This window comes from Pseudomonas sp. FW215-R2 (assembly GCF_058789255.1).
The window spans coordinates 22,635-45,133 of the sequence record NZ_JBYTBO010000006.1 but is presented as its reverse complement, the minus strand read 5'-3'; the positions used below and the strand labels follow the sequence as shown (position 1 = coordinate 45,133).

The 22,499-nt window shown below is 57.1% G+C and carries 32 protein-coding genes; 3 read left to right on the top strand and 29 right to left on the bottom strand.

Translation table 11 applies throughout. The features are described from left to right. The first annotated feature begins 5 nt into the window (after positions 1–5). Both AC3WRD_RS10320 and AC3WRD_RS10315 read left to right on the top strand, forming a co-directional pair. Positions 6–713 (top strand): DUF1190 domain-containing protein, encoded by a 708-nt coding sequence (locus AC3WRD_RS10320; RefSeq protein ID WP_102620886.1) that lies wholly within the window; start codon positions 6–8, stop codon positions 711–713. A gap of 2 nt (positions 714–715) precedes the next feature. Beyond that, positions 716–1,873, top strand: a complete 1,158-nt coding sequence (locus AC3WRD_RS10315; protein ID WP_102620887.1) for a glutathionylspermidine synthase family protein — start codon at positions 716–718, stop codon at positions 1,871–1,873. A 65-nt stretch (positions 1,874–1,938) separates the two neighbouring features. Here AC3WRD_RS10315 and AC3WRD_RS10310 read toward each other — a convergent pair whose 3' ends face one another. The 3 genes from AC3WRD_RS10310 to AC3WRD_RS10300 form a co-directional block, all read right to left on the bottom strand. Then, the gene (locus tag AC3WRD_RS10310; protein ID WP_096820727.1) at positions 1,939–3,144 is read right to left on the bottom strand and encodes an acyltransferase family protein; all 1,206 of its coding nucleotides are present in this window, start codon (positions 3,142–3,144) and stop codon (positions 1,939–1,941) included. A 265-nt stretch (positions 3,145–3,409) separates the two neighbouring features. Next, the gene (locus AC3WRD_RS10305) at positions 3,410–3,928 is read right to left on the bottom strand and encodes a single-stranded DNA-binding protein (RefSeq protein WP_007966163.1); all 519 of its coding nucleotides are present in this window, start codon (positions 3,926–3,928) and stop codon (positions 3,410–3,412) included. A 9-nt stretch (positions 3,929–3,937) separates the two neighbouring features. Continuing rightward, the gene (locus AC3WRD_RS10300) at positions 3,938–5,335 is read right to left on the bottom strand and encodes an MFS transporter (RefSeq protein ID WP_102620888.1); all 1,398 of its coding nucleotides are present in this window, start codon (positions 5,333–5,335) and stop codon (positions 3,938–3,940) included. 191 nt (positions 5,336–5,526) lie between these two features. On the opposite strand from AC3WRD_RS10300, the gene uvrA reads away from it, so the two are divergent. After that, the gene (gene uvrA, locus AC3WRD_RS10295) at positions 5,527–8,361 is read left to right on the top strand and encodes an excinuclease ABC subunit UvrA (protein WP_096820724.1); all 2,835 of its coding nucleotides are present in this window, start codon (positions 5,527–5,529) and stop codon (positions 8,359–8,361) included. Positions 8,362–8,426: 65 nt separating this feature from the next. On the opposite strand, the gene bfr is transcribed toward uvrA, so the two are convergent. The 26 genes from bfr to rplB all read right to left on the bottom strand — a co-directional run bounded on the left by bfr (position 8,427) and on the right by rplB (position 22,485). Next, positions 8,427–8,894, bottom strand: a complete 468-nt coding sequence (gene bfr / locus AC3WRD_RS10290; protein ID WP_085733015.1) for a bacterioferritin — start codon at positions 8,892–8,894, stop codon at positions 8,427–8,429. A gap of 149 nt (positions 8,895–9,043) precedes the next feature. Next, a complete protein-coding gene (locus AC3WRD_RS10285) occupies positions 9,044–10,498 on the bottom strand; it encodes a catalase (RefSeq protein ID WP_102620889.1) in 1,455 nt (484 codons plus the stop codon). Between the two features lie 238 nt (positions 10,499–10,736). Further along, positions 10,737–11,123 (bottom strand): 50S ribosomal protein L17, encoded by a 387-nt coding sequence (gene rplQ, locus AC3WRD_RS10280; RefSeq protein WP_007955635.1) that lies wholly within the window; start codon positions 11,121–11,123, stop codon positions 10,737–10,739. Positions 11,124–11,165: 42 nt separating this feature from the next. Next, entirely contained in the window at positions 11,166–12,167 is a 1,002-nt protein-coding gene (locus tag AC3WRD_RS10275; protein ID WP_003186012.1) for a DNA-directed RNA polymerase subunit alpha, read from the bottom strand. Between the two features lie 22 nt (positions 12,168–12,189). Next, complete coding sequence (gene rpsD / locus AC3WRD_RS10270; RefSeq protein WP_003176404.1) at positions 12,190–12,810, bottom strand: 30S ribosomal protein S4; 621 nt, start codon at positions 12,808–12,810, stop codon at positions 12,190–12,192. Positions 12,811–12,828: 18 nt separating this feature from the next. Then, the gene (rpsK, locus tag AC3WRD_RS10265) at positions 12,829–13,218 is read right to left on the bottom strand and encodes a 30S ribosomal protein S11 (RefSeq protein WP_002555466.1); all 390 of its coding nucleotides are present in this window, start codon (positions 13,216–13,218) and stop codon (positions 12,829–12,831) included. Between the two features lie 30 nt (positions 13,219–13,248). Next, positions 13,249–13,605 carry a 30S ribosomal protein S13 gene (gene rpsM / locus AC3WRD_RS10260; protein WP_009045849.1) on the bottom strand — a complete coding sequence of 119 codons (357 nt, stop codon included), beginning with the start codon at positions 13,603–13,605 and terminating at the stop codon, positions 13,249–13,251. Between the two features lie 130 nt (positions 13,606–13,735). Further along, on the bottom strand, positions 13,736–13,852 hold the full coding sequence (gene rpmJ / locus AC3WRD_RS10255) for a 50S ribosomal protein L36 (protein WP_002555468.1): 117 nt from the start codon (positions 13,850–13,852) through the stop codon (positions 13,736–13,738). A 27-nt stretch (positions 13,853–13,879) separates the two neighbouring features. Further along, the gene (gene secY / locus AC3WRD_RS10250; RefSeq protein WP_003228718.1) at positions 13,880–15,208 is read right to left on the bottom strand and encodes a preprotein translocase subunit SecY; all 1,329 of its coding nucleotides are present in this window, start codon (positions 15,206–15,208) and stop codon (positions 13,880–13,882) included. Further along, positions 15,209–15,646 (bottom strand): 50S ribosomal protein L15, encoded by a 438-nt coding sequence (rplO, locus tag AC3WRD_RS10245; protein ID WP_003228720.1) that lies wholly within the window; start codon positions 15,644–15,646, stop codon positions 15,209–15,211. It abuts the gene before it with no gap. A 3-nt stretch (positions 15,647–15,649) separates the two neighbouring features. Continuing rightward, complete coding sequence (rpmD, locus tag AC3WRD_RS10240) at positions 15,650–15,826, bottom strand: 50S ribosomal protein L30 (protein ID WP_003176408.1); 177 nt, start codon at positions 15,824–15,826, stop codon at positions 15,650–15,652. Positions 15,827–15,828: 2 nt separating this feature from the next. Further along, complete coding sequence (gene rpsE / locus AC3WRD_RS10235; RefSeq protein ID WP_007955637.1) at positions 15,829–16,329, bottom strand: 30S ribosomal protein S5; 501 nt, start codon at positions 16,327–16,329, stop codon at positions 15,829–15,831. Between the two features lie 3 nt (positions 16,330–16,332). Further along, complete coding sequence (rplR, locus tag AC3WRD_RS10230; protein ID WP_003186037.1) at positions 16,333–16,683, bottom strand: 50S ribosomal protein L18; 351 nt, start codon at positions 16,681–16,683, stop codon at positions 16,333–16,335. 10 nt (positions 16,684–16,693) lie between these two features. Then, positions 16,694–17,227 carry a 50S ribosomal protein L6 gene (gene rplF, locus AC3WRD_RS10225; RefSeq protein ID WP_025129400.1) on the bottom strand — a complete coding sequence of 178 codons (534 nt, stop codon included), beginning with the start codon at positions 17,225–17,227 and terminating at the stop codon, positions 16,694–16,696. A gap of 12 nt (positions 17,228–17,239) precedes the next feature. Continuing rightward, on the bottom strand, positions 17,240–17,632 hold the full coding sequence (gene rpsH / locus AC3WRD_RS10220; protein ID WP_003228724.1) for a 30S ribosomal protein S8: 393 nt from the start codon (positions 17,630–17,632) through the stop codon (positions 17,240–17,242). 209 nt (positions 17,633–17,841) lie between these two features. Then, positions 17,842–18,147 carry a 30S ribosomal protein S14 gene (rpsN, locus tag AC3WRD_RS10215; RefSeq protein WP_003228726.1) on the bottom strand — a complete coding sequence of 102 codons (306 nt, stop codon included), beginning with the start codon at positions 18,145–18,147 and terminating at the stop codon, positions 17,842–17,844. Positions 18,148–18,160: 13 nt separating this feature from the next. Continuing rightward, positions 18,161–18,700 (bottom strand): 50S ribosomal protein L5, encoded by a 540-nt coding sequence (gene rplE, locus AC3WRD_RS10210; RefSeq protein ID WP_003210069.1) that lies wholly within the window; start codon positions 18,698–18,700, stop codon positions 18,161–18,163. Between the two features lie 20 nt (positions 18,701–18,720). Continuing rightward, on the bottom strand, positions 18,721–19,035 hold the full coding sequence (gene rplX / locus AC3WRD_RS10205) for a 50S ribosomal protein L24 (protein ID WP_003186046.1): 315 nt from the start codon (positions 19,033–19,035) through the stop codon (positions 18,721–18,723). Between the two features lie 11 nt (positions 19,036–19,046). Continuing rightward, positions 19,047–19,415 carry a 50S ribosomal protein L14 gene (gene rplN / locus AC3WRD_RS10200; protein ID WP_002555479.1) on the bottom strand — a complete coding sequence of 123 codons (369 nt, stop codon included), beginning with the start codon at positions 19,413–19,415 and terminating at the stop codon, positions 19,047–19,049. A 23-nt stretch (positions 19,416–19,438) separates the two neighbouring features. Further along, positions 19,439–19,705 carry a 30S ribosomal protein S17 gene (rpsQ, locus tag AC3WRD_RS10195; protein WP_003194644.1) on the bottom strand — a complete coding sequence of 89 codons (267 nt, stop codon included), beginning with the start codon at positions 19,703–19,705 and terminating at the stop codon, positions 19,439–19,441. Positions 19,706–19,707: 2 nt separating this feature from the next. Continuing rightward, the gene (gene rpmC, locus AC3WRD_RS10190) at positions 19,708–19,899 is read right to left on the bottom strand and encodes a 50S ribosomal protein L29 (protein WP_002555481.1); all 192 of its coding nucleotides are present in this window, start codon (positions 19,897–19,899) and stop codon (positions 19,708–19,710) included. Continuing rightward, positions 19,899–20,312, bottom strand: a complete 414-nt coding sequence (gene rplP, locus AC3WRD_RS10185) for a 50S ribosomal protein L16 (RefSeq protein WP_003228729.1) — start codon at positions 20,310–20,312, stop codon at positions 19,899–19,901. Before rplP ends, rpmC begins: the two co-directional genes overlap by 1 nt. A gap of 12 nt (positions 20,313–20,324) precedes the next feature. Beyond that, a complete protein-coding gene (gene rpsC, locus AC3WRD_RS10180) occupies positions 20,325–21,011 on the bottom strand; it encodes a 30S ribosomal protein S3 (protein ID WP_003176422.1) in 687 nt (228 codons plus the stop codon). 13 nt (positions 21,012–21,024) lie between these two features. Continuing rightward, a complete protein-coding gene (gene rplV, locus AC3WRD_RS10175; RefSeq protein WP_003103908.1) occupies positions 21,025–21,357 on the bottom strand; it encodes a 50S ribosomal protein L22 in 333 nt (110 codons plus the stop codon). 11 nt (positions 21,358–21,368) lie between these two features. Next, positions 21,369–21,644: a 30S ribosomal protein S19 gene (rpsS, locus tag AC3WRD_RS10170; RefSeq protein ID WP_011336172.1), complete on the bottom strand. Its 276-nt coding sequence runs from the start codon at positions 21,642–21,644 to the stop codon at positions 21,369–21,371. Positions 21,645–21,660: 16 nt separating this feature from the next. Then, positions 21,661–22,485 (bottom strand): 50S ribosomal protein L2, encoded by an 825-nt coding sequence (gene rplB, locus AC3WRD_RS10165; protein WP_003186055.1) that lies wholly within the window; start codon positions 22,483–22,485, stop codon positions 21,661–21,663. Positions 22,486–22,499 lie beyond the last annotated feature (14 nt).

The window sequence follows — 22,499 nt, the reverse complement described above, 5'->3', positions numbered from 1 at the left end:
CTGAGATGAAACGAAGCAAGTACGTTCAACTGTCCCTGGCGGCCTCCGTGGCGCTGGCGATTTCCGGCGAAGTGGCCGCCCAGGAACAACGCAACTTCCAGAGCGTGGAACAGTGCGTTGATGCCGAAGTGGCCGCCGATGCCTGCTCGAACGCCTACGTCGCGGCCCTGACCGAACACCGGCGCATCGCCCCGGCCTATGACGATAAAGCGCAGTGCGACGCAGACTTCGCTGCCGGCTGGTGTCAGAAAAATTCCGACGGCCGCTTTGTGCCGAAGCTGGGTGGCTTCAAGGTGCCACAGAACGTTGAGCCGGCGCAGAACCTCGATGCGATCGCCAATGCGCAGATGCCAGCGGGTGACCCGGCACCTGCCCAGACCACACAGAGCACTTCCCATGGTTCCAGTGGCGGTGGCGGTGGCGGTGGCGGTGGTAACGGCTGGCTCAGCGGATGGCTGATCGGTAATGCCATGAGCAACAATCGCGCAAGCGACACGCGGACGGTCTATCGCGATCGTGACACTCGCCAGACGTACGACACTTCGACGCTGAACCGCCGGATCGAATCGGCTCCGACGACTCGAAACGATTCGGACTACACCAGCTCCCGAAGCAAATCGGTCAACGTGGCGTCTTCGACTTCCCGTGGTGGCTTCGGCAGCCAGTCCAGTGCACGCAGCGGTTGGGGCGGCTGGGGCAGTTCGAGCAGCTGATCATGAAGAAGATCCATTGCGCTGAGCGCCCCGACTGGAAACAGACCGCCGAAAGTCTCGGCTTCCTGTTTCACACCATCGACGACGAACCCTACTGGGACGAACGCGCGTACTACCAGTTCACGCTCGCGCAGATCGAAAACGATCTCGAGGATCCGACTACCGAACTGCACGAGATGTGCATGGACCTGGTCGACCGGGTGGTGCACAGCGAAGAGTTGCTCGATCGCCTGAGCATCCCCGCGTCGTACTACGACATGATCCGAACGTCCTGGCTGGAAGGTCATCCGCATCTGTACGGACGCATGGACTTCTCCTACAGCGGCAACGGCCCGGCAAAGTTGCTGGAGCTCAACTACGACACGCCCACCAGCCTGTACGAAGCAGCGGCGTTCCAGTGGGGCTGGCTGGAGCAATGCATCGAGCGCGGAATGCTGCCGCGCCATGCCGACCAGTTCAACAGCATCGACACCCGCCTGCACGAAGCCTTTGCCCAGCTGAAGCTCAAGCGCCCGTTCTACTTTGCCTCGATGAAAGGCTCGGTCGAGGACAAGGGCACCACGGACTACCTGCGACTGATCGCGGAAAAGGTCGGCATCGAATCACGGCACATCGATATCGAAGATATCGGCCTGACTCCCGAGGGACGTTTTGTCGATCTTGAAGATCGCTGGATCCCGCACCTGTTCAAGCTGCACGCCTGGGAGTTCATTTTCCATGAGCCGTTCGGCGCAGCCATCGCCGAATGCGACACGCAGTTTTTCGAACCGGCCTGGAAATCCATTCTCTCCAACAAGGGCGCCCTGCCCCTGCTCTGGGAGCTGCACAAGGGCCATCCGAACCTGCTGGCTGCGCATCTCGACCCGAATCCGGGCAGCGCGGTGCCCAAGGGCTGGGTACGCAAACCGTACTTTTCCCGGGAAGGCGCCAACATCGAGCTGCAAACCGCCGACGGTCTGGTCGTCAAAGAGGACGGCCCCTACACGGACGCGCCCTTCATCCTGCAGGCATTTGCGCCGCTGCCCAAGTTCGATGACAGCTACACGCTGATCGGCTCCTGGGTGATTGGTGATCAGGCCGCAGGAATAGGCGTGCGCGAAGACAACAGTCTGATCACCAAGGATTCAAGCCGGTTTTTACCGCATCTGATTCTTGACTGATTCGAGGCTGGCAATAAAAAACCCGTAGCGTTTGCGCGCTACGGGTTTTTCGTTTCCGGCATCGGTTACGACAATTCGGTCGTACGCACCGGCACCTCGGACGCTCGCTTTTCCTTGACCGGCTCGACGGTGCTGACCCCGACCATTCTCCGGCGTGCGATTTCCGCACCGCGACGACGCAATGGGGTTTCGACAAAACGATAGTTCAACTCGCTGCACACCAGCATGATTGCAAACGAGGTCAGCAACATCGGCACGGTGAACTCCGCACCCAACGCGACACCCCGTTCGCTGGCCACCCGGCTCCAGATCTCGGTGCTCAGGTGGTAGGCGAACATATGCACAACGTACAAGGCATACGAGCGCGACCCCAGCCATTGCCCGAGCCCACTCAAAATCGCCGGGCAGTAGATGTAGCCCTTCTGGTAGCTGGAAAGCCAGACGAGAATCAACGCATTGATTGCGATCAGCCCCACCGCGATCGGCATGGCGACCATCTGACCGGCAATGGCACCGAGCATGTAAAGCAGGAACAGCGTGAGCGCCAGCCGCTTGAACAAGCTGGCCCCCAATGCCGTGGGTTCAATGTCCTTGTACAGCGATGTGCGCGTGAACAGGCACAGCAAAATGCCCCACATCATCGCATCCAGACGGAACGAGAACAGCATGCCGGCCAATGGCCCGCCAAACGCATAGCGATTGAAGGGGAACTGCACGGCAATCAGCGCGATCAGGGTAATCACCCGCCAGCGCGTGGAGGTGATCAGCAGCAGGAACAGCGGGAAAATGAAGTAAAACTGCTCCTCCAGCGCCAGGCTCCAGTACACCGAGTTCGGCCCCAGCAGTACACCGTACTGGTTCGCCAGATTCCCCGTGAACGTCGCGACGGCGGTGAAGCTGCGCAGATTCTCGAACCACGACTGGAAGGCATTCGACTGGTTGAAAAAGATCGAAAACGCCAACGGGATCAGTACCCACAGCCACGCAGTAGGCAGCAGACGATAGGCGCGACGAATCCAGAATGAAGTGGCGGCGAGGCCGAACCGGTTTTGCTCGCGGTTCTTGTCGAAATAGTCGAGATAGGCCTTGCTGACGACAAAACCTGAAATACAGAAAAACAGATCCACCCCCGACCAAGGGGAATAGACGTTGAACAGCTTTTCCATGAACTCGGCATGGAACGGCAGTAACAGCGAGCTGTGAGCAAACACCGTCATCAGGATAGCCACGCCGCGCAGGTACTCGATTTCCTTGTTCTTGCTACTGCTCATTGTTTTCTCTTGTTCTTGTGGTGGAACTGACACCCGACGCCGGGGAGCCCGCTCTTTCAAAATGGACGGGCTCGAAAGCGCCGGACCGATCATGGATTGGCTTGCCGCGGCCTTCAAGACTCTACGCGAAACTTTATTGCCCTGATCGCAGGGACCAATCAGTCAGTTCACGATCATCCAAAAGATGTTTACGACGCCAGAAACGACGAAGCCCCCGCAATGCGGGGGCTTCGAATGCAAACCGGAAGGGGTTCGGGCGCTTCAATCAGAACGGGATATCGTCATCGAAGCTGTCGAAATCCGGAGCCGGTTGCGGTGCGGCCTGCTGTGGAGCCGGGGCCGGACGCTGCTGAGGTGCCGACTGCTGCGGACGCGGAGCCTGTTGGCGTGGCGCCTGCTGCTGATAGTTGTTGCCACCGCCTTGTTGGTCGCCCTGTTGTGGACGGCCGCCCAGCAGTTGCATGGTGCCTTGCATGTCGACCACGATTTCGGTGGTGTAACGCTTGATACCGTCTTTTTCCCACTCACGGGTCTGCAGCTTGCCTTCGATGTACACCTGCGAACCCTTGCGCAGGTATTCGCCGGCGATTTCGGCAACCTTGCCGAACATCGATACACGGTGCCACTCGGTCTTCTCGACCTTCTGACCGGTCTGCTTGTCGGTCCACTGCTCGCTGGTCGCCAGACTCAGGTTGGTCACGGCGTTACCGTTGGGCAGGTAGCGTACTTCGGGATCCTGGCCGCAAGTACCGACCAGAATGACTTTGTTAACCCCACGGGCCATAACGTTCTCCTAGGCTTCGCACGCAGTCTGCACCGGGTTGTTCACCAGGCGCTCAAGAGTGGTGCGATCCATTAATTCGGTGTCCAGTTTGATGTAGATCGCCGCTTCATCAGCGACTATGACTGCATCAGTTACCCCTACGAGGGCCTTGAGGCGCTCGACCAGACCCGCTTCGCGGATCGCTTCGGGCGACAACGGCAGGCGCAGGCTCGTCACGTAGGGAGGTTCGCGCATGGTAACAGCAAAGGCCAGCCAAAGTGCAGCCAGCCCGGCACATCCGAGGAACACAACCGACAGACCGCCATGCTGGAACATCCAGCCGCCGAGAATCCCGCCGAGTGCAGAACCGAGGAACTGGCTGGTGGAGTACACGCCCATGGCCGTGCCTTTGCCACCTGCCGGTGAAACCTTGCTGATCAGCGACGGCAGCGAAGCTTCCAGCAGATTGAACGCGGTGAAGAACACCACCGTCCCGATCACCAGAGCCCGCAGGCTGTCACCGAACTGCCAGAAGAATAGCTCAGTGAACATCAGCGTCATCACGGCGCCGAGCAAAACTCGTTTCATTTTGCGTTTCTTCTCGCCGTAGATGATGAACGGGATCATGGCGAAGAACGAGATCAGCAAGGCTGTGAGGTAGACCCACCAGTGCTGTTCCTTGGGCAGACCGGCCTTTTCGACCAGCGCCAGGGGCAGCGCGACGAAGCTCGACATCAACATCGCATGTAACACAAAAATGCCCAGGTCCAGCCGCAGCAGGTCCGGGTGTTTGAGCGTCGGCATCAACGCCTGACGCGCCACGCCGGACTCACGATGACTCAGCGGCCCGGTGGACTTCGGCACCATGAACATCACGATCACGATACCGACCAGCGCCATCCCGCCAGTGGCGAGGAACAGGCCGGACAGACCGAATGCGCGGGTCAGCAGCGGACCGACCACCATGGCCACGGCGAACGACAGGCCGATGGTCATGCCGATCATGGCCATCGCCTTGGTGCGGTGTTGTTCGCGAGTGAGGTCGGACAGCAACGCCATGACCGCCGCGGAAATAGCGCCGGCGCCCTGCAGGACCCGGCCGGCAATCACGCCCCAGATCGAGTCGGCCTGGGCCGCCAGCACACTGCCGAGGGCGAAGACGATCAGCCCCAGGTAAATCACCGGACGACGGCCTATGCGGTCGGAAATGATCCCGAACGGAATCTGGAAAATCGCCTGGGTCAAGCCGTAAGCGCCAATCGCCAGCCCGATGAGGGCCGGGGTCGCTCCCGCCAGATCCATGCCATAGGTTGCCAGTACCGGCAGCACCATGAACATGCCAAGCATACGGAAGGCGAACACCAGGGCCAGACCGCTCGCCGCGCGGGTCTCGCTGCCACTCATGCGTTCGCTGTGGGGATCGTGCATGGAAAAACCTCGTGTGAACCGGCGGCGATTCTACCAGTCCCATCGAAAGACGGGGTATATCGCGACGCTTTGCCACGTACAGATGAAACTCTCTTCATGTAAGGCAGAAATCCCTTCATTTGATAGTGTGCATCCATCCAGTATTTGGCCGTATACTCCTGTGTTTTCGACGCCCGCCGAGCGAGGCCACTTTGGACAAGATCCTGATACGTGGGGCCCGTACCCACAACCTGAAGAACATCGACCTGACCCTGCCACGGGACAAACTGATCGTCATCACCGGCCTGTCCGGATCCGGCAAGTCGTCCCTGGCCTTCGACACGCTGTACGCCGAAGGTCAGCGCCGCTATGTCGAATCCCTGTCGGCCTATGCCCGGCAGTTCCTGTCGATGATGGAAAAACCCGACGTCGACACCATCGAAGGTCTGTCGCCGGCGATCTCCATCGAACAGAAGTCGACCTCGCACAACCCGCGCTCCACGGTCGGCACCATCACCGAAATCTACGACTACCTGCGTCTGCTCTACGCACGCGTCGGCACACCGCGCTGCCCGGATCACGACATCCCGCTGGAAGCCCAGACCGTCAGCCAGATGGTCGACCTGGTGCTGGCTCAGCCGGAAGGCAGCAAACTGATGCTGCTGGCCCCGGTGATCCGTGAGCGCAAGGGCGAGCACCTTTCGGTATTCGAAGAACTGCGTGCCCAGGGTTTCGTCCGGGCCCGGGTCAACGGTCGGCTCTGCGAGCTGGACGAGCTGCCAAAACTGGATAAGCAGAAGAAGCACACGATCGAAGTCGTGGTTGACCGCTTCAAGGTGCGCGCCGACCTGCAACAGCGTCTGGCCGAGTCCTTTGAGACCGCGCTGAAGCTGGCGGACGGCATCGCCCTGGTAGCGCCGATGGACGACGAGCCGGGCGAAGAGATGATTTTCTCCGCGCGCTTCGCCTGCCCGATCTGCGGCCATGCGATCAGCGAGCTGGAACCCAAGCTGTTTTCCTTCAACAACCCGGCCGGCGCCTGCCCGACCTGCGATGGTTTGGGCGTGAAGCAGTTCTTCGACATCAAGCGCCTGGTCAACGGCGAACTCACGCTGGCCGAGGGCGCGATTCGCGGCTGGGACCGGCGCAACGTCTATTACTTCCAGATGCTCGGCTCGCTGGCTGCGCATTACGGCTTCAGCCTGGAGCAACCGTTCAACGAACTGCCGGCCGATCAGCAGAAGTTCATCCTGCACGGCAGTGGCTCGCAGAACGTCGATTTCAAATACCTCAATGACCGGGGCGACATCGTCAAACGCTCGCACCCGTTCGAAGGCATCGTGCCGAACCTGGAGCGTCGTTACCGCGAAACCGAATCGGCCAGCGTGCGTGAAGAACTGGCGAAGTTCCTCAGCACCCAGTCCTGCCCGGACTGCCGTGGTACCCGCCTGCGCCGCGAAGCGCGGCATGTGTGGGTGGGCGAGAAAACCTTGCCGGCGGTGACCAACCTGCCGATCGGCGATGCCTGCGACTACTTCGGCGAGCTGAAGATGACTGGCCGGCGCGGTGAAATCGCCGACAAGATCCTCAAAGAGATCCGCGAGCGTCTGCAGTTCCTGGTCAACGTGGGGCTGGATTACCTGTCGCTGGATCGCAGTGCCGACACATTGTCCGGCGGCGAAGCCCAGCGGATCCGTCTGGCCAGCCAGATCGGCGCCGGCCTGGTCGGTGTCCTGTACATTCTCGACGAACCATCCATCGGCCTGCACCAGCGCGACAACGATCGCCTGCTCGGCACCCTCAAGCACCTGCGCGACATCGGCAACACCGTGATCGTGGTCGAGCACGACGAAGACGCGATCCGGCTGGCCGACTATGTGGTCGATATCGGCCCGGGCGCCGGCGTTCATGGCGGGCAGATCGTCGCCGAAGGCACGCCGGCCGAAGTCATGGCACACCCGGACTCGCTGACCGGTAAATACCTGTCGGGCCGGGTCAAGATCGAAGTGCCGGCCAAGCGCACGCCGCGCAACAAGAAACAGGTGCTGTCGCTCAAGGGCGCGCGCGGCAACAACCTGCGCAACGTGGACCTGGAGATCCCGATCGGCCTGCTGACGTGCGTGACTGGCGTCTCCGGATCGGGCAAGTCGACGCTGATCAACAACACACTGTTCCCGCTGAGCGCCACGGCACTCAATGGCGCAACCACCTTGGAAGCGGCAGCCCACGACAGCATCAAGGGCCTGGAGCATCTGGACAAGGTCGTGGATATCGACCAAAGCCCTATCGGTCGTACACCGCGCTCCAACCCGGCGACCTATACCGGGCTGTTCACGCCGATTCGCGAACTGTTCGCCGGCGTGCCCGAGTCCCGCTCCCGTGGTTATGGCCCGGGGCGCTTCTCATTCAACGTCAAGGGCGGTCGCTGCGAGGCTTGCCAGGGCGATGGCCTGATCAAGGTGGAAATGCACTTTCTGCCGGACATCTACGTACCGTGCGACGTGTGCAAGAGCAAACGCTACAACCGCGAAACCCTGGAGATCAAATACAAGGGCAAGAGCATCCACGAAACCCTCGAGATGACCATCGAGGAAGCACGGGAGTTCTTCGACGCGGTGCCGGCGCTCGCGCGCAAGCTGCAAACACTGATGGATGTGGGTCTGTCGTACATCAAGCTCGGGCAGTCGGCGACCACGCTGTCCGGCGGTGAAGCGCAGCGGGTCAAGTTGTCTCGCGAACTGTCGAAGCGCGACACTGGCAAGACCTTGTACATCCTCGATGAGCCGACCACAGGCCTGCACTTCGCGGACATCCAGCAACTGCTCGACGTGCTGCATCGCCTGCGTGACCACGGCAACACTGTCGTGGTGATCGAGCATAACCTCGACGTGATCAAGACGGCCGACTGGCTGGTGGATCTCGGCCCCGAAGGGGGTTCGAAAGGTGGACAGATCATCGCCACCGGCACACCGGAGGAAGTGGCCGAGATGAAGCAATCTCACACTGGCCATTACCTCAAGCCGCTGCTGATCCGCGATCGAGCCTGATTGCCAGGCATGAAAAAGCCCCTGTCACTTCACCAGTGACAGGGGCTTTTTTGTATCTGACGCAATCAGGATGTGTGAGATTGCAGGTAGTTCTGAATGCCGATCAGCTTGATCAGGCCCAACTGCTTTTCTAGCCAGTAGGTGTGATCTTCTTCAGTGTCATGCAGCTGAAGCTTGAGGATATCGCGGCTTACGTAGTCGCCATTCTTTTCGCACAGCTCAATGCCTTTGCACAGCGCGGCACGCACCTTGTACTCAAGGCGCAGATCCGCTTCGAGCATGGTCTCCACCGTGGTGCCGACGTCCAGATCATCAGGACGCATGCGCGGTGTACCTTCCAGCATCAGAATGCGGCGCATCAAAGCGTCAGCATGACCGGCTTCTTCTTCCATCTCGTGGTTGATTCGTTCGTAGAGCTTGGTGAATCCCCAGTCCTCATACATCCGCGAGTGAACGAAATATTGGTCACGCGCGGCCAGTTCGCCGGTCAGCAACGTGTTGAGGTAATCGATAACGTCTGGGTGGCCTTGCATCGCCCTACATCTCCCTTCTTGAAAGTCTGTAGTTTGAACCAACCTGACTGCGAGGTCACTCACTTCGCGCAATAAAAGCGAAGATATTCTGAGAAAAGCAGGTTAAATAACGCAAAAACCGCCCTAATGAGGGCGGTTCTGCTTCTCGTTTAGACTTCGTTAAGCTGTACGTTGAGCAGCTTTGCGATTGCTTCTCCATACGCCGGGTCGGCCTTGTAGAAATGCTGCAACTGGCGGTCGACGACATCACTCGAAACACCCGCCATCGCACCGGCAATGTTGCTGACCAGCAGCGCTTTCTGTTCGTCGCTCATCAAACGGAACAGCGCACCGGCATGGCTGTAGTAGTCGGTGTCTTCGCGGTGATCGTAGCGATCAGCCGCGCCACTCAAGGCCAGCGCAGGCTCAGCGTAATGCGGCGCCTGCTTTGGCGACTCTACGTAACTGTTCGGCTCGTAGTTAGGCGTCGCACCACCGTTGCTGCCAAAAGCCATCGAACCATCACGCTGGTAGGTATTCACTGGACTGCGTGGGGCGTTCACTGGCAGTTGCTGGTGATTGGTGCCTACGCGATAGCGATGCGCATCGGCGTAGGCAAACACGCGACCTTGCAGCATGCGATCCGGCGAAAGACCAACACCCGGGACCATATTGCTCGGGCCGAATGCAGCTTGCTCGACTTCGGCGAAGTAGTTCAGCGGGTTGCGATTCAACTCCAGCTCACCGACTTCGATCAAAGGGAACTCCTTCTGCGACCAGGTCTTGGTCACGTCGAACGGGTTCTCGTAATGTGCTGCGGCCTGGGCTTCGGTCATGATCTGGATGCACACGCTCCATTTCGGGAAGTCGCCGCGCTCAATGGCCTCGAACAGATCACGTTGCGCGTAATCAGGATCGGTACCCGCCAGGCGTGCCGCATCTGCCGGCGCAAGGTTCTTGATCCCTTGCTTGGTTTTGTAGTGCCACTTCACCCAATGACGTTCGCCTTGCGCACTGATCAAGCTATAGGTGTGACTGCCGAAGCCGTGCATGTGGCGGTAGCCGTCAGGAATACCTCGGTCAGAAAACAGAATGGTGACCTGGTGCAGTGCCTCAGGCGAGTGCGACCAGAAATCCCACATCATCTGCGCACTTTTCAGATTGCTCTGCGGCAGGCGTTTCTGGGTGTGGATAAAGTCAGGGAATTTCAGCGGATCACGAATGAAGAACACTGGCGTATTGTTGCCGACGATGTCCCAGTTGCCTTCTTCGGTGTAGAACTTCAGGGCAAAGCCACGAGGATCGCGCTCGGTGTCAGCCGAGCCACGCTCACCACCCACCGTGGAAAAACGCAGAAAGGTTGGTGTCTGCTTACCCACCGCAGAGAACAGTTTGGCGCTGGTGTACTGCGTGATATCGCGAGTGACGGTGAAAGTACCGTAGGCGCCCGAGCCCTTGGCGTGCACGCGGCGCTCAGGAATGTTTTCACGGTTGAAATGGGCAAGCTTCTCGATCAAGTGAAAATCATCGAGCAGCAACGGACCACGCGGCCCGGCAGAGCGGGAGTTCTGGTTATCGGCGACTGGCGCGCCGCTGGCAGTCGTAAGCGTCTTGTTCTGGCTCATGCGATCTTCTTCCTCTGTCAGTCTTGAACTGCCGGCTAATCGGCTTGTTGGGGAGTATCGATCATCAACATGACAGCCACAAATTCATTAACTCATGGTCATCAATAGAGAAAAGCTAACGATAAATCCCCACACATAGTGCAGACACAAACAGGGTAGAAGCTTGTACGAACCGCGCATTTCTTGCGGGCACAAAAAACCGGGCACTAGGCCCGGTTTTTTGTTTCAGACTGACGTCTTACTCAGCGGATACAGCTTCACCGCCGACAGCACGATCAACCAGTTCGACGTACGCCATAGGCGCGTTGTCGCCAGCGCGGAAACCGCACTTGAGGATGCGCAGGTAGCCACCCTCACGGGTAGCGTAACGCTTGCCCAGGTCGTTGAAGAGCTTACCAACGATAGCTTTCGAACGAGTACGGTCGAAAGCCAGACGACGGTTAGCAACGCTGTCTGTCTTGGCCAGAGTGATCAGCGGCTCGGCAACGCGGCGCAGTTCTTTGGCTTTTGGCAGAGTAGTTTTGATCAGCTCGTGCTCGAACAGCGACACTGCCATGTTTTGGAACATGGCCTTGCGGTGCGAGCTGGTGCGGCTCAGGTGGCGACCACTTTTACGATGACGCATGGTTCATTCCTTACCAAACACTACGTTCGGTGATTACGACGATCAGGCAGTCGCCTTGTCGTCCTTCTTAAGACTTGCAGGCGGCCAGTTGTCGAGGCGCATGCCGAGGGACAGACCGCGGGAGGCCAGAACGTCCTTGATTTCAGTCAAGGATTTCTTGCCCAGGTTCGGAGTCTTCAACAGCTCTACTTCGGTGCGCTGGATCAGGTCACCGATGTAATAGATGTTTTCCGCCTTAAGGCAGTTAGCCGAACGTACAGTCAGTTCCAGATCGTCAACCGGGCGAAGCAGGATCGGATCGATCTCGTCTTCCTGCTCGACAACCACTGGCTCACTGTCACCTTTGAGGTCGACGAACGCAGCCAACTGCTGTTGCAGGATGGTTGCAGCACGACGGATAGCCTCTTCAGGATCCAGAGTACCGTTGGTTTCCAGATCAATAACCAGCTTGTCCAGGTTGGTACGCTGTTCGACACGGGCGTTTTCCACCACGTATGCGATACGGCGAACCGGGCTGAACGAAGAGTCAAGCTGCAAGCGACCGATGCTGCGGCTTTCGTCTTCATCGCTCTGACGCGAGTCTGCTGGTTCATAACCACGACCACGAGCTACGGTGAGCTTCATGTTCAGGGCGCCGTTAGACGCCAGGTTAGCGATTACGTGATCGGGATTAACGATCTCGACATCATGATCCAGCTGAATATCGGCAGCGGTAACCACCCCCGAACCCTTCTTCGACAAGGTCAGCGTAACTTCGTCACGGCCGTGCAGCTTGATAGCCAGACCTTTAAGGTTCAACAGGATTTCAATTACGTCTTCCTGTACACCTTCGATGGCGCTGTACTCGTGGAGCACACCGTCAATCTCGGCCTCGACTACTGCGCAGCCGGGCATTGAGGACAACAGGATGCGGCGCAGCGCGTTGCCCAGGGTGTGGCCGAAACCACGCTCGAGAGGCTCGAGAGTGATCTTGGCGCGGGTTGGACTGACAACCTGCACATCAATATGGCGGGGTGTCAGGAACTCATTTACCGAAATCTGCATGGATGCACCTATTTTCTAGCCCTTACTTGGAGTAGAGCTCGACAATCAGGCTTTCGTTGATGTCGGCGGACAGATCACTGCGAGCAGGAACGTTCTTGAAAACGCCCGACTTCTTCTCAGTGTCTACTTCTACCCACTCTACGCGGCCACGTTGAGCACACAGATCGAGAGCTTGGACAATGCGAAGTTGATTTTTTGCTTTCTCGCGAACAGCGACCACGTCACCAGCACGAACCTGGTACGAAGGAACGTTTACGGTCTGACCGTTAACGCTGATCGACTTGTGCGATACCAGCTGACGGGATTCGGCACGAGTCGAACCAAAGCCCATACGGTATACGACGTTGTCCAGACGGCATTCGAGCAGTTGCAGCAGGTTTTCACCGGTTGCACCTTTCTTGCCAGCAGCTTCTTTGTAGTAGCCGCTGAATTGACGCTCGAGAACGCCGTAGATACGACGGACCTTCTGCTTTTCACGCAGTTGGGTGCCGTAGTCGGACTGGCGACCGCGGCGTTGGCCGTGGATACCAGGTGCTGCTTCAATGTTGCACTTCGATTCGATCGCGCGCACGCCGCTCTTCAGGAAGAGATCGGTGCCTTCGCGACGAGCGAGTTTGCATTTTGGACCAATGTAACGAGCCATTCTTTACAATCTCCTGGATTACACGCGGCGCTTCTTCGGCGGACGGCACCCGTTGTGCGGGATTGGCGTCACGTCGGTGATGCTGGCGATCTTGTAGCCACAGCCGTTCAAAGCGCGGACTGCGGATTCACGACCTGGACCTGGACCCTTGACGTTCACGTCGAGGTTTTTCAGGCCGTATTCCAGCGCAGCTTGACCAGCACGCTCAGCAGCTACTTGAGCAGCGAACGGGGTGGACTTGCGGGAACCGCGGAAACCCGAACCACCGGAGGTAGCCCAGGAAAGAGCGTTACCTTGACGGTCGGTAATGGTCACGATGGTGTTGTTAAAAGAAGCATGGATGTGGGCGATGCCATCAACCACTGTCTTTTTAACTTTTTTACGAGGACGAGCAGCAGGTTTTGCCATGATTAAATTCCTGTCGATTCGCTGGGGCGATTACTTGCGGATCGGCTTACGCGGACCTTTACGGGTACGCGCGTTGGTCTTGGTACGCTGACCGCGTACTGGCAGACCACGACGATGACGCAGACCGCGATAGCAACCGAGGTCCATCAAGCGCTTGATTTTCATGTTGATTTCGCGACGCAGGTCACCTTCAGTGGTGAACTTCGCCACTTCGCCACGCAGCTGTTCAATCTGCTCGTCGCTCAGATCCTTGATCTTTGCGGCTGGGTTTACCCCAGTCTCTGCACAAATCTTCTGTGCAGTAGTGCGACCAACACCATAGATGTAGGTCAGCGAGATAACAGTATGCTTGTTATCTGGAATGTTAACGCCTGCAATACGGGCCATTCAGTGGGACTCCAATTGACAGCTACCTACGCCCCGGAAGCCAAGAAATAGGGCGCGAGATAATATCGCTGTAATAACAAATAATCAACCCGGCAGCGCACTAGCTGCCGGGCTTGAAGCACAATCACACTCAGCCTTGGCGCTGTTTGTGACGCGGTTCCGCGCTGCAAATTACTCGAACAACACCTTCGCGGCGAATAATCTTGCAGTTACGGCACAGCTTTTTCACCGATGCACGAACTTTCATCACCAACTCCTCGAACCTTATGGGTACTCAGCGCAACATGCCGCTGCCGTAACCCTTCAGGTTGGCTTTCTTCATCAGGGATTCGTACTGGTGCGAAACGAGGTGCGATTGTACTTGGGACATGAAGTCCATCACAACCACGACCACGATCAGCAACGAGGTCCCGCCAAGGTAGAACGGAACGTTTGCTGCAACCACCAGGAACTGGGGCAACAGGCACACGGCCGTCATGTAAAGAGCACCGAACATGGTCAAGCGAGTCAGAACGCCATCAATGTAGCGCGCGGACTGCTCACCTGGACGGATGCCCGGAATAAAGGCACCGGACTTCTTCAGGTTTTCCGCTACGTCTTTCGGATTGAACATCAACGCCGTATAGAAGAAGCAGAAGAAAATAATCCCTGCACTAAACAGCAGAATATTCAACGGCTGACCAGGAGCGATCGACTGCGAGATGTCCTGCAACCAGCCCATACCTTCAGACTGACCGAACCAGGCACCCAGCGAAGCCGGGAACAGCAAAATGCTGCTCGCGAAAATAGCCGGAATAACACCGGCCATGTTCACCTTCAGCGGCAAGTGGCTAGTCTGCGCAGCGAAAACCTTGCGGCCTTGCTGACGCTTGGCGTAGTGAACGGCGATACGACGCTGACCACGCTCAATGAACACCACGAAACCGATAATCGCTACTGCCAGCAAACCGATGGCAACCAAGGCGAAGATGTTGATATCACCCTGACGCGCAGACTCGAAAGACTGCCCGATTGCTCTCGGAAGACCGGCGACGATACCCGAAAAAATCAACATCGAGATACCGTTGCCTACACCACGCTCAGTAATCTGCTCACCCAGCCACATCATGAACATCGCACCAGCCACAAAAGTGGATACCGCGACGAAATGGAAGCCAAAGTCACCAGTGAACGCAACGCCCTGCCCCGCCAGACCAATGGACATGCCAATGGCCTGGACGAGAGCGAGGACGACGGTGCCGTAGCGGGTGTACTGGCTGATCTTGCGACGGCCAGCTTCACCTTCCTTCTTCAACTGCTCCAGCTGCGGGCTGACGGCTGTCATCAGTTGCATGATGATCGATGCCGAAATGTACGGCATGATCCCCAGTGCAAAAATGCTCATCCGCTCCAGCGCGCCGCCGGAAAACATGTTGAACAAGCTAAGAATGGTCCCCTCATTCTGTCGAAACAGGTCCGCGAGTCGGTCCGGGTTGATACCTGGAACCGGGATGTGTGCGCCTATTCGGTAGACGATAATCGCCAGGAACAGAAAACGCAGACGAGCCCAGAGTTCAGACATACCGCCTTTGCCGAGCGCAGAGAGAGCACCTTGCTTAGCCATTTATTCCTCGAACTTGCCGCCAGCTGCTTCGATAGCCGCACGCGCACCTTTGGTGGCGCCGATTCCCTTGCCGATAGTGACAGCGCGAGTCACTTCACCGGACAGCATGATTTTCACACGCTGTACGTTGACGTTGATCACGTTGGCATCTTTCAGGGACTGCACGGTGACGATGTCGCCTTCCACTTTAGCCAGCTCGGACAGACGCACTTCTGCGCGGTCCATGGCCTTCAGGGAAACGAAACCGAACTTCGGCAGGCGACGATGCAGCGGCTGTTGACCGCCTTCAAAGCCTGGAGCAATAGTGCCACCGGAGCGGGAGGTCTGACCTTTGTGACCACGGCCACCAGTCTTACCCAAACCACTACCGATACCACGGCCCGGACGATGCTTTTCGCGACGGGAACCCGGCGCTGGACTCAGATCATTGAGTTTCATCGATTAACCCTCGACACGCAGCATGTAGTAAGCCTTGTTGATCATCCCGCGATTCTCGGGAGTATCCTGGACTTCTACAGTGTGACCGATGCGACGCAGACCCAGACCCTTAACGCACAGTTTGTGGTTAGGGATGCGGCCGGTCATGCTTTTGATCAGCGTAACTTTAACGGTAGCCATGATTACTTGATCTCCTCAACACGCAGGCCACGCTTGGCTGCGATGGACTCAGGAGACTGCATAGCCTTCAGACCCTTGAAAGTGGCGTGAACCACGTTTACAGGGTTAGTCGAGCCGTAGCACTTGGCCAGAACGTTCTGAACGCCAGCAACTTCGAGGACAGCACGCATAGCGCCGCCAGCGATGATACCGGTACCTTCAGAAGCAGGCTGCATGTACACCTTCGAAGCGCCGTGAGCGGACTTCATTGCGTACTGCAGAGTGGTGCCGTTCAGATCAACCTGGATCATGTTGCGGCGAGCAGCTTCCATTGCCTTCTGGATCGCAGCAGGCACTTCACGCGACTTGCCACGGCCGAAGCCAACACGCCCTTTACCATCACCAACCACGGTCAACGCGGTGAAAGTGAAGATACGGCCGCCTTTAACGGTTTTGGCTACGCGGTTAACTTGAACCAGCTTCTCAATGTAGCCTTCGTCGCGCTTTTGGTCGTTATTTGACATAACTTAGAACTCCAGCCCAGCTTCACGAGCAGCATCAGCCAGCGCTTTAACGCGGCCGTGGTACTTGAAGCCAGAGCGGTCGAAAGCCACCTGCGAGACGCCAGCGGCCTTAGCACGCGTAGCGACCAGCTGGCCAACCTTAGTGGCCGCGTCGATGTTGCCAGTGGCGCCATCACGCAGTTCTTTATCCAAAGTCGAGGCGCTTGCCAGGACTTTGTTGCCGTCGGCCGAAATGACCTGGGCGTAGATGTGCTGCGACGAGCGGAACACGCAGAGACGCACGACTTCGAGTTCGTGCATTTTCAGGCGTGCTTTGCGAGCGCGACGCAGTCGAGTAACTTTTTTGTCGGTCATTTGCTATGCCCTACTTCTTCTTGGCTTCTTTACGACGGACGACTTCGTCCGCGTAGCGCACACCTTTGCCTTTGTACGGCTCTGGTGGACGGAAGTCGCGGATCTCGGCGGCCACTTGACCTACCAGCTGCTTGTCGATGCCCTTGATCAGGATATCGGTCTGGCTAGGGGTCTCAGCGGTGATGCCTTCCGGCAGTTCATAATCCACTGGGTGCGAGAAGCCAAGAGCCAGGTTCAGCACTGTGCCTTTTGCTTGCGCTTTGTAACCAACACCGACCAGCTGGAGCTTGCGCTCGAAGCCTTGGCTTACGCCCTGGACCATGTTGTTAACCAACGCACGAGTGGTACCGGCCATTGCGCGAGTTTGTTGATCGCCATTGCGAGCAGCAAAACGCAGCTCACCGGCTTCTTCAACGATCTCAACGGACGAATGGACGTTCAGTTCGAGAGTGCCCTTGGCACCCTTCACCGAAAGCTGTTGGCCTGCGAATTTGACTTCGACACCGGCTGGCAGCTTAACGGGGTTCTTAGCGACGCGAGACATGCTTATCCCCCCTTAGAACACAGTGCAAAGAACTTCGCCGCCGACACCGGCAGCGCGCGCAGCACGATCAGTCATCACACCTTTGTTGGTGGAGACGATAGACACACCGAGACCGCCACGTACTTTTGGCAGATCTTCGACGGACTTGTACTGACGCAGGCCTGGACGGCTAACGCGCTTGACTTCTTCGATGACCGGACGGCCTTCGAAATATTTCAGCTCGATAGACAGCAGTGGTTTTGTTTCGCTGCTGATCTGATAACCCGCGATGTAACCTTCGTCCTTCAGGACTTTAGCTACAGCCACCTTCAACGTGGAAGAAGGCATGCTTACGACGGACTTTTCAGCCATCTGGGCATTACGGATTCGAGTTAGCATGTCCGCTAACGGGTCCTGCATACTCATGGGCTAGACGCTCCTAATACAGAAAAATTAGCCTTGCGGCTACTACTTGTCGCCGAGAAATTCCGGGCATAAAAAACACGGGCTCAGGCGAGCCGGTCATTCTAGACATACCCCAGAAATGAATCAAGCCCCAAAAGGGGCTTGATTCATGTTCAAGGCCACCGATGGTCAGGTTCTTGCGAACCCGACCATCGAGACTTTGACAGCAATTACCAGCTGGCTTTAACCAGACCTGGAACGTCACCACGCATTGCAGCTTCACGCAGCTTGTTACGGCCCAGGCCGAACTTGCGGTAAACGCCGTGCGGACGACCAGTCAGGCGGCAGCGGTTACGCATGCGCGAAGCGCTTGCATCACGTGGCTGCTTCTGCAGAGCTACGGTAGCTTCCCAACGCGCTTCTGGACTTGCGTTCAGATCAACGATGATAGCTTTCAGCGCTGCACGCTTGGTGGCGTACTTGGCAACGGTGAGCTGACGCTTCAGCTCACGGTTCTTCATGCTCTTCTTGGCCATTTTCCTACTCCAATCAGTTGCGGAACGGGAATTTGAAAGCACGCAACAGAGCGCGGCCTTCATCATCGTTCTTGGCAGTGGTGGTCAGGGTAATGTCCAGACCGCGGAGAGCATCGATCTTGTCGTAGTCGATTTCCGGGAAAATGATCTGCTCTTTCACGCCCATGCTGTAGTTGCCACGACCATCGAAGGACTTGGCATTCAGGCCGCGGAAGTCGCGAACCCGAGGCAGGGAGATCGACAGCAGACGATCCAGGAACTCGTACATACGCTCACGGCGCAGGGTCACTTTGACGCCGATCGGCCAACCTTCACGGACTTTAAAGCCAGCGATGGATTTGCGAGCGTAGGTCACAACGACTTTCTGGCCGGTGATCTTTTCCAGGTCAGCAACAGCGTGCTCGATGACTTTTTTGTCGCCGATCGCTTCGCCCAGACCCATGTTCAGGGTGATTTTGGTAACGCGCGGAACTTCCATCACGTTCGAAAGCTTAAGTTCTTCCTTAAGTTTCGGAGCGATTTCCTTCCGGTAAATCTCTTTTAGTCGTGCCATGGTCTTCTACCTAGCAGTGTTCAAGCATCAACCGCTTTTTGGGTCGACTTGAAGACACGAATTTTTTTACCGTCTTCTACTTTGAAACCAACGCGGTCAGCCTTGTTGGTTTCGCCGTTGAAGATGGCGACGTTAGAAGCGTGCAGTGGCGCTTCTTTCTCGACGATACCGCCCTGTACGCCCGACATCGGGTTAGGCTTGGTATGACGCTTGACCAGGTTCAGACCACCAACAACCAGACGGTTGTCAGCAAGAACCTTCAGCACCTTACCGCGCTTACCTTTGTCTTTGCCGGCGATCACGATGATCTCGTCGTCACGACGAATCTTTTGCATGTCGGATCTCCTTACAGCACTTCTGGGGCGAGCGAGACGATCTTCATGAACTTCTCAGTACGAAGTTCACGGGTCACTGGCCCAAAGATACGGGTGCCGATCGGCTCTTGCTTGTTGTTCAGAAGAACAGCAGCGTTGCCATCAAAGCGGATAATGGAGCCATCAGCACGACGTACGCCGTGACGAGTGCGGACTACAACAGCAGTCATCACTTGGCCTTTTTTCACCTTACCGCGAGGAATTGCTTCCTTCACGGTAACTTTGATGATGTCACCGATACCAGCGTAACGACGATGGGAGCCACCCAGCACCTTGATGCACATAACGCGGCGAGCGCCGCTGTTATCGGCCACATCGAGCATGGATTGAGTCTGAATCATATAATTTCTCCGACCCCTAGCCCTTAGACTTCCACAGCGCGTTCGAGAACATCAACCAGCGCCCAAGACTTGGTCTTGGCCATCGGACGAGTTTCACGAATAGTGACTTTGTCGCCGATGTGGCACTGATTGGTTTCGTCGTGCGCGTGCAGCTTAGTCGAACGCTTAACGTATTTACCGTAGATCGGGTGCTTAACGCGACGCTCGATCAGAACGGTGATGGTTTTGTCCATCTTGTCGCTGACAACACGGCCAGTCAGCGTACGGACAGTTTTTTCGGCTTCAGCCATGATCACTTACCTGCCTGCTGGTTGAGCACAGTCTTCACGCGAGCGATGTCACGCTTAACTTGCGAGAGCAGATGAGACTGCCCCAACTGGCCAGTTGCTTTCTGCATGCGCAGATTGAACTGGTCGCGCAGCAAGCCGAGCAGTTGCTCGTTCAGCTGCTGTGCGGATTTTTCACGAAGTTCATTCGCTTTCATCACATCACCGTCCGTTTAACAAAGGAGGTGGCGAGCGGCAGCTTTGCAGCAGCCAGGGCGAAAGCCTCACGCGCCAGCTCTTCAGAAACACCCTCGATTTCATACAGGACTTTGCCTGGCTGAATCTGGGCAACCCAGTACTCCACGTTACCCTTACCTTTACCCATACGAACCTCGAGAGGCTTCTTGGAGATCGGCTTGTCCGGGAATACACGGATCCAGATCTTGCCGCCACGTTTTACGTGACGGGTCAGAGCACGACGCGCTGACTCGATCTGACGAGCGGTGAGACGACCACGAGCTACAGACTTCAGCGCGAACTCGCCGAAGCTGACTTTGCTACCGCGCAGTGCCAGACCACGGTTGTGGCCGGTCATCTGCTTGCGGAACTTCGTACGCTTTGGTTGCAACATTTGGCGTACCCCTTACTTAGCAGCTTTTTTACGAGGCGCTGGTGCTTGTGGTTTCAGTTCTTCTTGGCGACCACCAATTACTTCGCCCTTGAAGATCCAAACCTTTACACCGATCACACCGTAAGTGGTGTGAGCTTCGTAGTTGGCATAGTCGATGTCGGCACGCAGGGTGTGCAGTGGCACACGACCTTCGCGATACCATTCAGTACGTGCGATTTCAGCACCGCCGAGACGACCGCTCACTTGGATTTTGATGCCTTTGGCACCAATGCGCATGGCGTTCTGTACAGCGCGCTTCATAGCGCGACGGAACATTACGCGACGCTCCAGCTGCTGAGCTACGCTCTGCGCAACCAGCATACCGTCGAGCTCCGGCTTGCGGATCTCTTCGATATTGATGTGCACAGGCACACCCATTTGCTTGGTCAGGTCCTGACGCAGTTTCTCAACATCTTCACCTTTCTTCCCGATAACGATACCTGGACGAGCGGTGTGGATGGTGATGCGTGCAGTTTGGGCCGGACGATGGATATCGATACGGCTTACGGACGCGCTTTTTAGTTTGTCTTGGAGGTATTCACGCACCTTCAGATCAGCGAACAAGTAGTCCGCATAAGTCCGACCGTCTGCGTACCAGACGGAGGTGTGCTCCTTGACGATTCCCAGGCGAATGCCAATGGGATGTACTTTCTGACCCATCTCTTCGACTCCGTTACTTGTCAGCAACCTTGACAGTGATATGGCAAGACCGCTTGACGATGCGATCAGCACGGCCTTTGGCACGTGGCATGATGCGCTTCAGCGAACGCCCTTCGTTGACGAAAACGGTGCTGACCTTCAGGTCATCAACGTCTGCGCCTTCGTTATGCTCGGCGTTGGCTACGGCCGACTCCAGCACTTTTTTCATGATCTCGGCGGCTTTCTTACTGCTGAAAGCCAACAGGTTGAGCGCTTCGCCCACCTTCTTCCCGCGGATCTGGTCGGCGACCAAGCGGGCTTTCTGGGCGGAGATTCGAGCGCCCGACAACTTAGCGGCTACTTCCATTTCCTTACCCCTTAACGCTTGGCTTTCTTGTCTGCCACGTGCCCGCGATAGTTGCGGGTACCGGCGAACTCGCCCAGTTTGTGGCCGACCATGTCTTCGTTAACGAGAACTGGGACGTGCTGACGACCGTTGTGTACTGCGATGGTCAGACCGACCATTTGTGGCAGGATCATCGAACGACGCGACCAAGTCTTAATTGGTTTGCGATCGTTCTTTTCCGCCGCCACTTCGATCTTCTTCAGTAGGTGAAGATCAATAAAAGGACCTTTTTTCAGAGAACGTGGCACTGTCGTATCCCTCTATTTACTTGCGACGACGGACGATCATTTTGTCGGTACGCTTATTACCACGAGTCTTCGCGCCCTTAGTCGGGAAGCCCCATGGCGATACCGGATGACGACCACCAGAGGTACGACCTTCACCACCACCATGTGGGTGGTCAACCGGGTTCATGGCAACACCACGAACGGTTGGGCGAACGCCACGCCAGCGCTTGGCACCAGCTTTACCCAGCGAACGCAGGCTGTGCTCGGAGTTCGAGACTTCGCCCAGGGTCGCACGGCATTCAGCCAGTACTTTACGCATTTCACCGGAACGCAGACGCAGGGTCACGTAAACGCCTTCACGAGCGATCAGCTGAGCCGAAGCACCAGCGGAACGAGCGATTTGTGCGCCTTTACCTGGCTTCAGTTCGATGCCGTGTACGGTGCTACCAACTGGAATGTTGCGCAGTTGCAGAGCGTTGCCCGGCTTGATCGGTGCCAGAGCACCTGCGATCAGCTGGTCGCCAGCGCTCACGCCTTTAGGGGCGATGATGTAGCGACGCTCGCCATCTGCGTACAGCAGCAGAGCGATGTGAGCAGTACGGTTTGGATCGTATTCGATACGCTCGACAGTGGCAGCGATGCCATCTTTGTCGTTGCGACGGAAGTCGACCAGACGATAATGCTGCTTATGACCACCACCGATGTGACGAGTGGTAATACGGCCATTGTTGTTACGACCACCAGACTTCGATTTTTTCTCGAGCAGCGGTGCGTGAGGAGCGCCTTTATGCAGCTCCTGGTTGACCACCTTGACCACAAAACGGCGGCCAGGGGAAGTCGGTTTGCATTTAACGATTGCCATGATGCACCCCTTCC

Coding starts and splice junctions, on each gene's coding strand:
- AC3WRD_RS10320 (WP_102620886.1), top strand. CDS start 6: ATGAAACGAAGCAAGTACGTTCAACTGTCCCTGGCGGCCTCCGTGGCG.
- AC3WRD_RS10315 (WP_102620887.1), top strand. CDS start 716: ATGAAGAAGATCCATTGCGCTGAGCGCCCCGACTGGAAACAGACCGCC.
- AC3WRD_RS10310 (WP_096820727.1), bottom strand. CDS start 3,144: ATGAGCAGTAGCAAGAACAAGGAAATCGAGTACCTGCGCGGCGTGGCT.
- AC3WRD_RS10305 (WP_007966163.1), bottom strand. CDS start 3,928: ATGGCCCGTGGGGTTAACAAAGTCATTCTGGTCGGTACTTGCGGCCAG.
- AC3WRD_RS10300 (WP_102620888.1), bottom strand. CDS start 5,335: ATGCACGATCCCCACAGCGAACGCATGAGTGGCAGCGAGACCCGCGCG.
- bfr (WP_085733015.1), bottom strand. CDS start 8,894: ATGCAAGGCCACCCAGACGTTATCGATTACCTCAACACGTTGCTGACC.
- AC3WRD_RS10285 (WP_102620889.1), bottom strand. CDS start 10,498: ATGAGCCAGAACAAGACGCTTACGACTGCCAGCGGCGCGCCAGTCGCC.
- rplQ (WP_007955635.1), bottom strand. CDS start 11,123: ATGCGTCATCGTAAAAGTGGTCGCCACCTGAGCCGCACCAGCTCGCAC.
- AC3WRD_RS10275 (WP_003186012.1), bottom strand. CDS start 12,167: ATGCAGATTTCGGTAAATGAGTTCCTGACACCCCGCCATATTGATGTG.
- rpsD (WP_003176404.1), bottom strand. CDS start 12,810: ATGGCTCGTTACATTGGTCCAAAATGCAAACTCGCTCGTCGCGAAGGC.
- rpsK (WP_002555466.1), bottom strand. CDS start 13,218: ATGGCAAAACCTGCTGCTCGTCCTCGTAAAAAAGTTAAAAAGACAGTG.
- rpsM (WP_009045849.1), bottom strand. CDS start 13,605: ATGGCCCGTATTGCAGGCGTTAACATTCCAGATAACAAGCATACTGTT.
- rpmJ (WP_002555468.1), bottom strand. CDS start 13,852: ATGAAAGTTCGTGCATCGGTGAAAAAGCTGTGCCGTAACTGCAAGATT.
- secY (WP_003228718.1), bottom strand. CDS start 15,208: ATGGCTAAGCAAGGTGCTCTCTCTGCGCTCGGCAAAGGCGGTATGTCT.
- rplO (WP_003228720.1), bottom strand. CDS start 15,646: ATGAAACTCAATGATCTGAGTCCAGCGCCGGGTTCCCGTCGCGAAAAG.
- rpmD (WP_003176408.1), bottom strand. CDS start 15,826: ATGGCTACCGTTAAAGTTACGCTGATCAAAAGCATGACCGGCCGCATC.
- rpsE (WP_007955637.1), bottom strand. CDS start 16,329: ATGTCAAATAACGACCAAAAGCGCGACGAAGGCTACATTGAGAAGCTG.
- rplR (WP_003186037.1), bottom strand. CDS start 16,683: ATGACCGACAAAAAAGTTACTCGACTGCGTCGCGCTCGCAAAGCACGC.
- rplF (WP_025129400.1), bottom strand. CDS start 17,227: ATGTCTCGCGTCGCTAAGAACCCCGTTAAGCTGCCAGCCGGTGTCGAA.
- rpsH (WP_003228724.1), bottom strand. CDS start 17,632: ATGAGTATGCAGGACCCGTTAGCGGACATGCTAACTCGAATCCGTAAT.
- rpsN (WP_003228726.1), bottom strand. CDS start 18,147: ATGGCCAAGAAGAGCATGAAGAACCGTGAGCTGAAGCGTCAGCTCACC.
- rplE (WP_003210069.1), bottom strand. CDS start 18,700: ATGGCACGACTAAAAGAGATTTACCGGAAGGAAATCGCTCCGAAACTT.
- rplX (WP_003186046.1), bottom strand. CDS start 19,035: ATGCAAAAGATTCGTCGTGACGACGAGATCATCGTGATCGCCGGCAAA.
- rplN (WP_002555479.1), bottom strand. CDS start 19,415: ATGATTCAGACTCAATCCATGCTCGATGTGGCCGATAACAGCGGCGCT.
- rpsQ (WP_003194644.1), bottom strand. CDS start 19,705: ATGGCTGAAGCCGAAAAAACTGTCCGTACGCTGACTGGCCGTGTTGTC.
- rpmC (WP_002555481.1), bottom strand. CDS start 19,899: ATGAAAGCGAATGAACTTCGTGAAAAATCCGCACAGCAGCTGAACGAG.
- rplP (WP_003228729.1), bottom strand. CDS start 20,312: ATGTTGCAACCAAAGCGTACGAAGTTCCGCAAGCAGATGACCGGCCAC.
- rpsC (WP_003176422.1), bottom strand. CDS start 21,011: ATGGGTCAGAAAGTACATCCCATTGGCATTCGCCTGGGAATCGTCAAG.
- rplV (WP_003103908.1), bottom strand. CDS start 21,357: ATGGAAGTAGCCGCTAAGTTGTCGGGCGCTCGAATCTCCGCCCAGAAA.
- rplB (WP_003186055.1), bottom strand. CDS start 22,485: ATGGCAATCGTTAAATGCAAACCGACTTCCCCTGGCCGCCGTTTTGTG.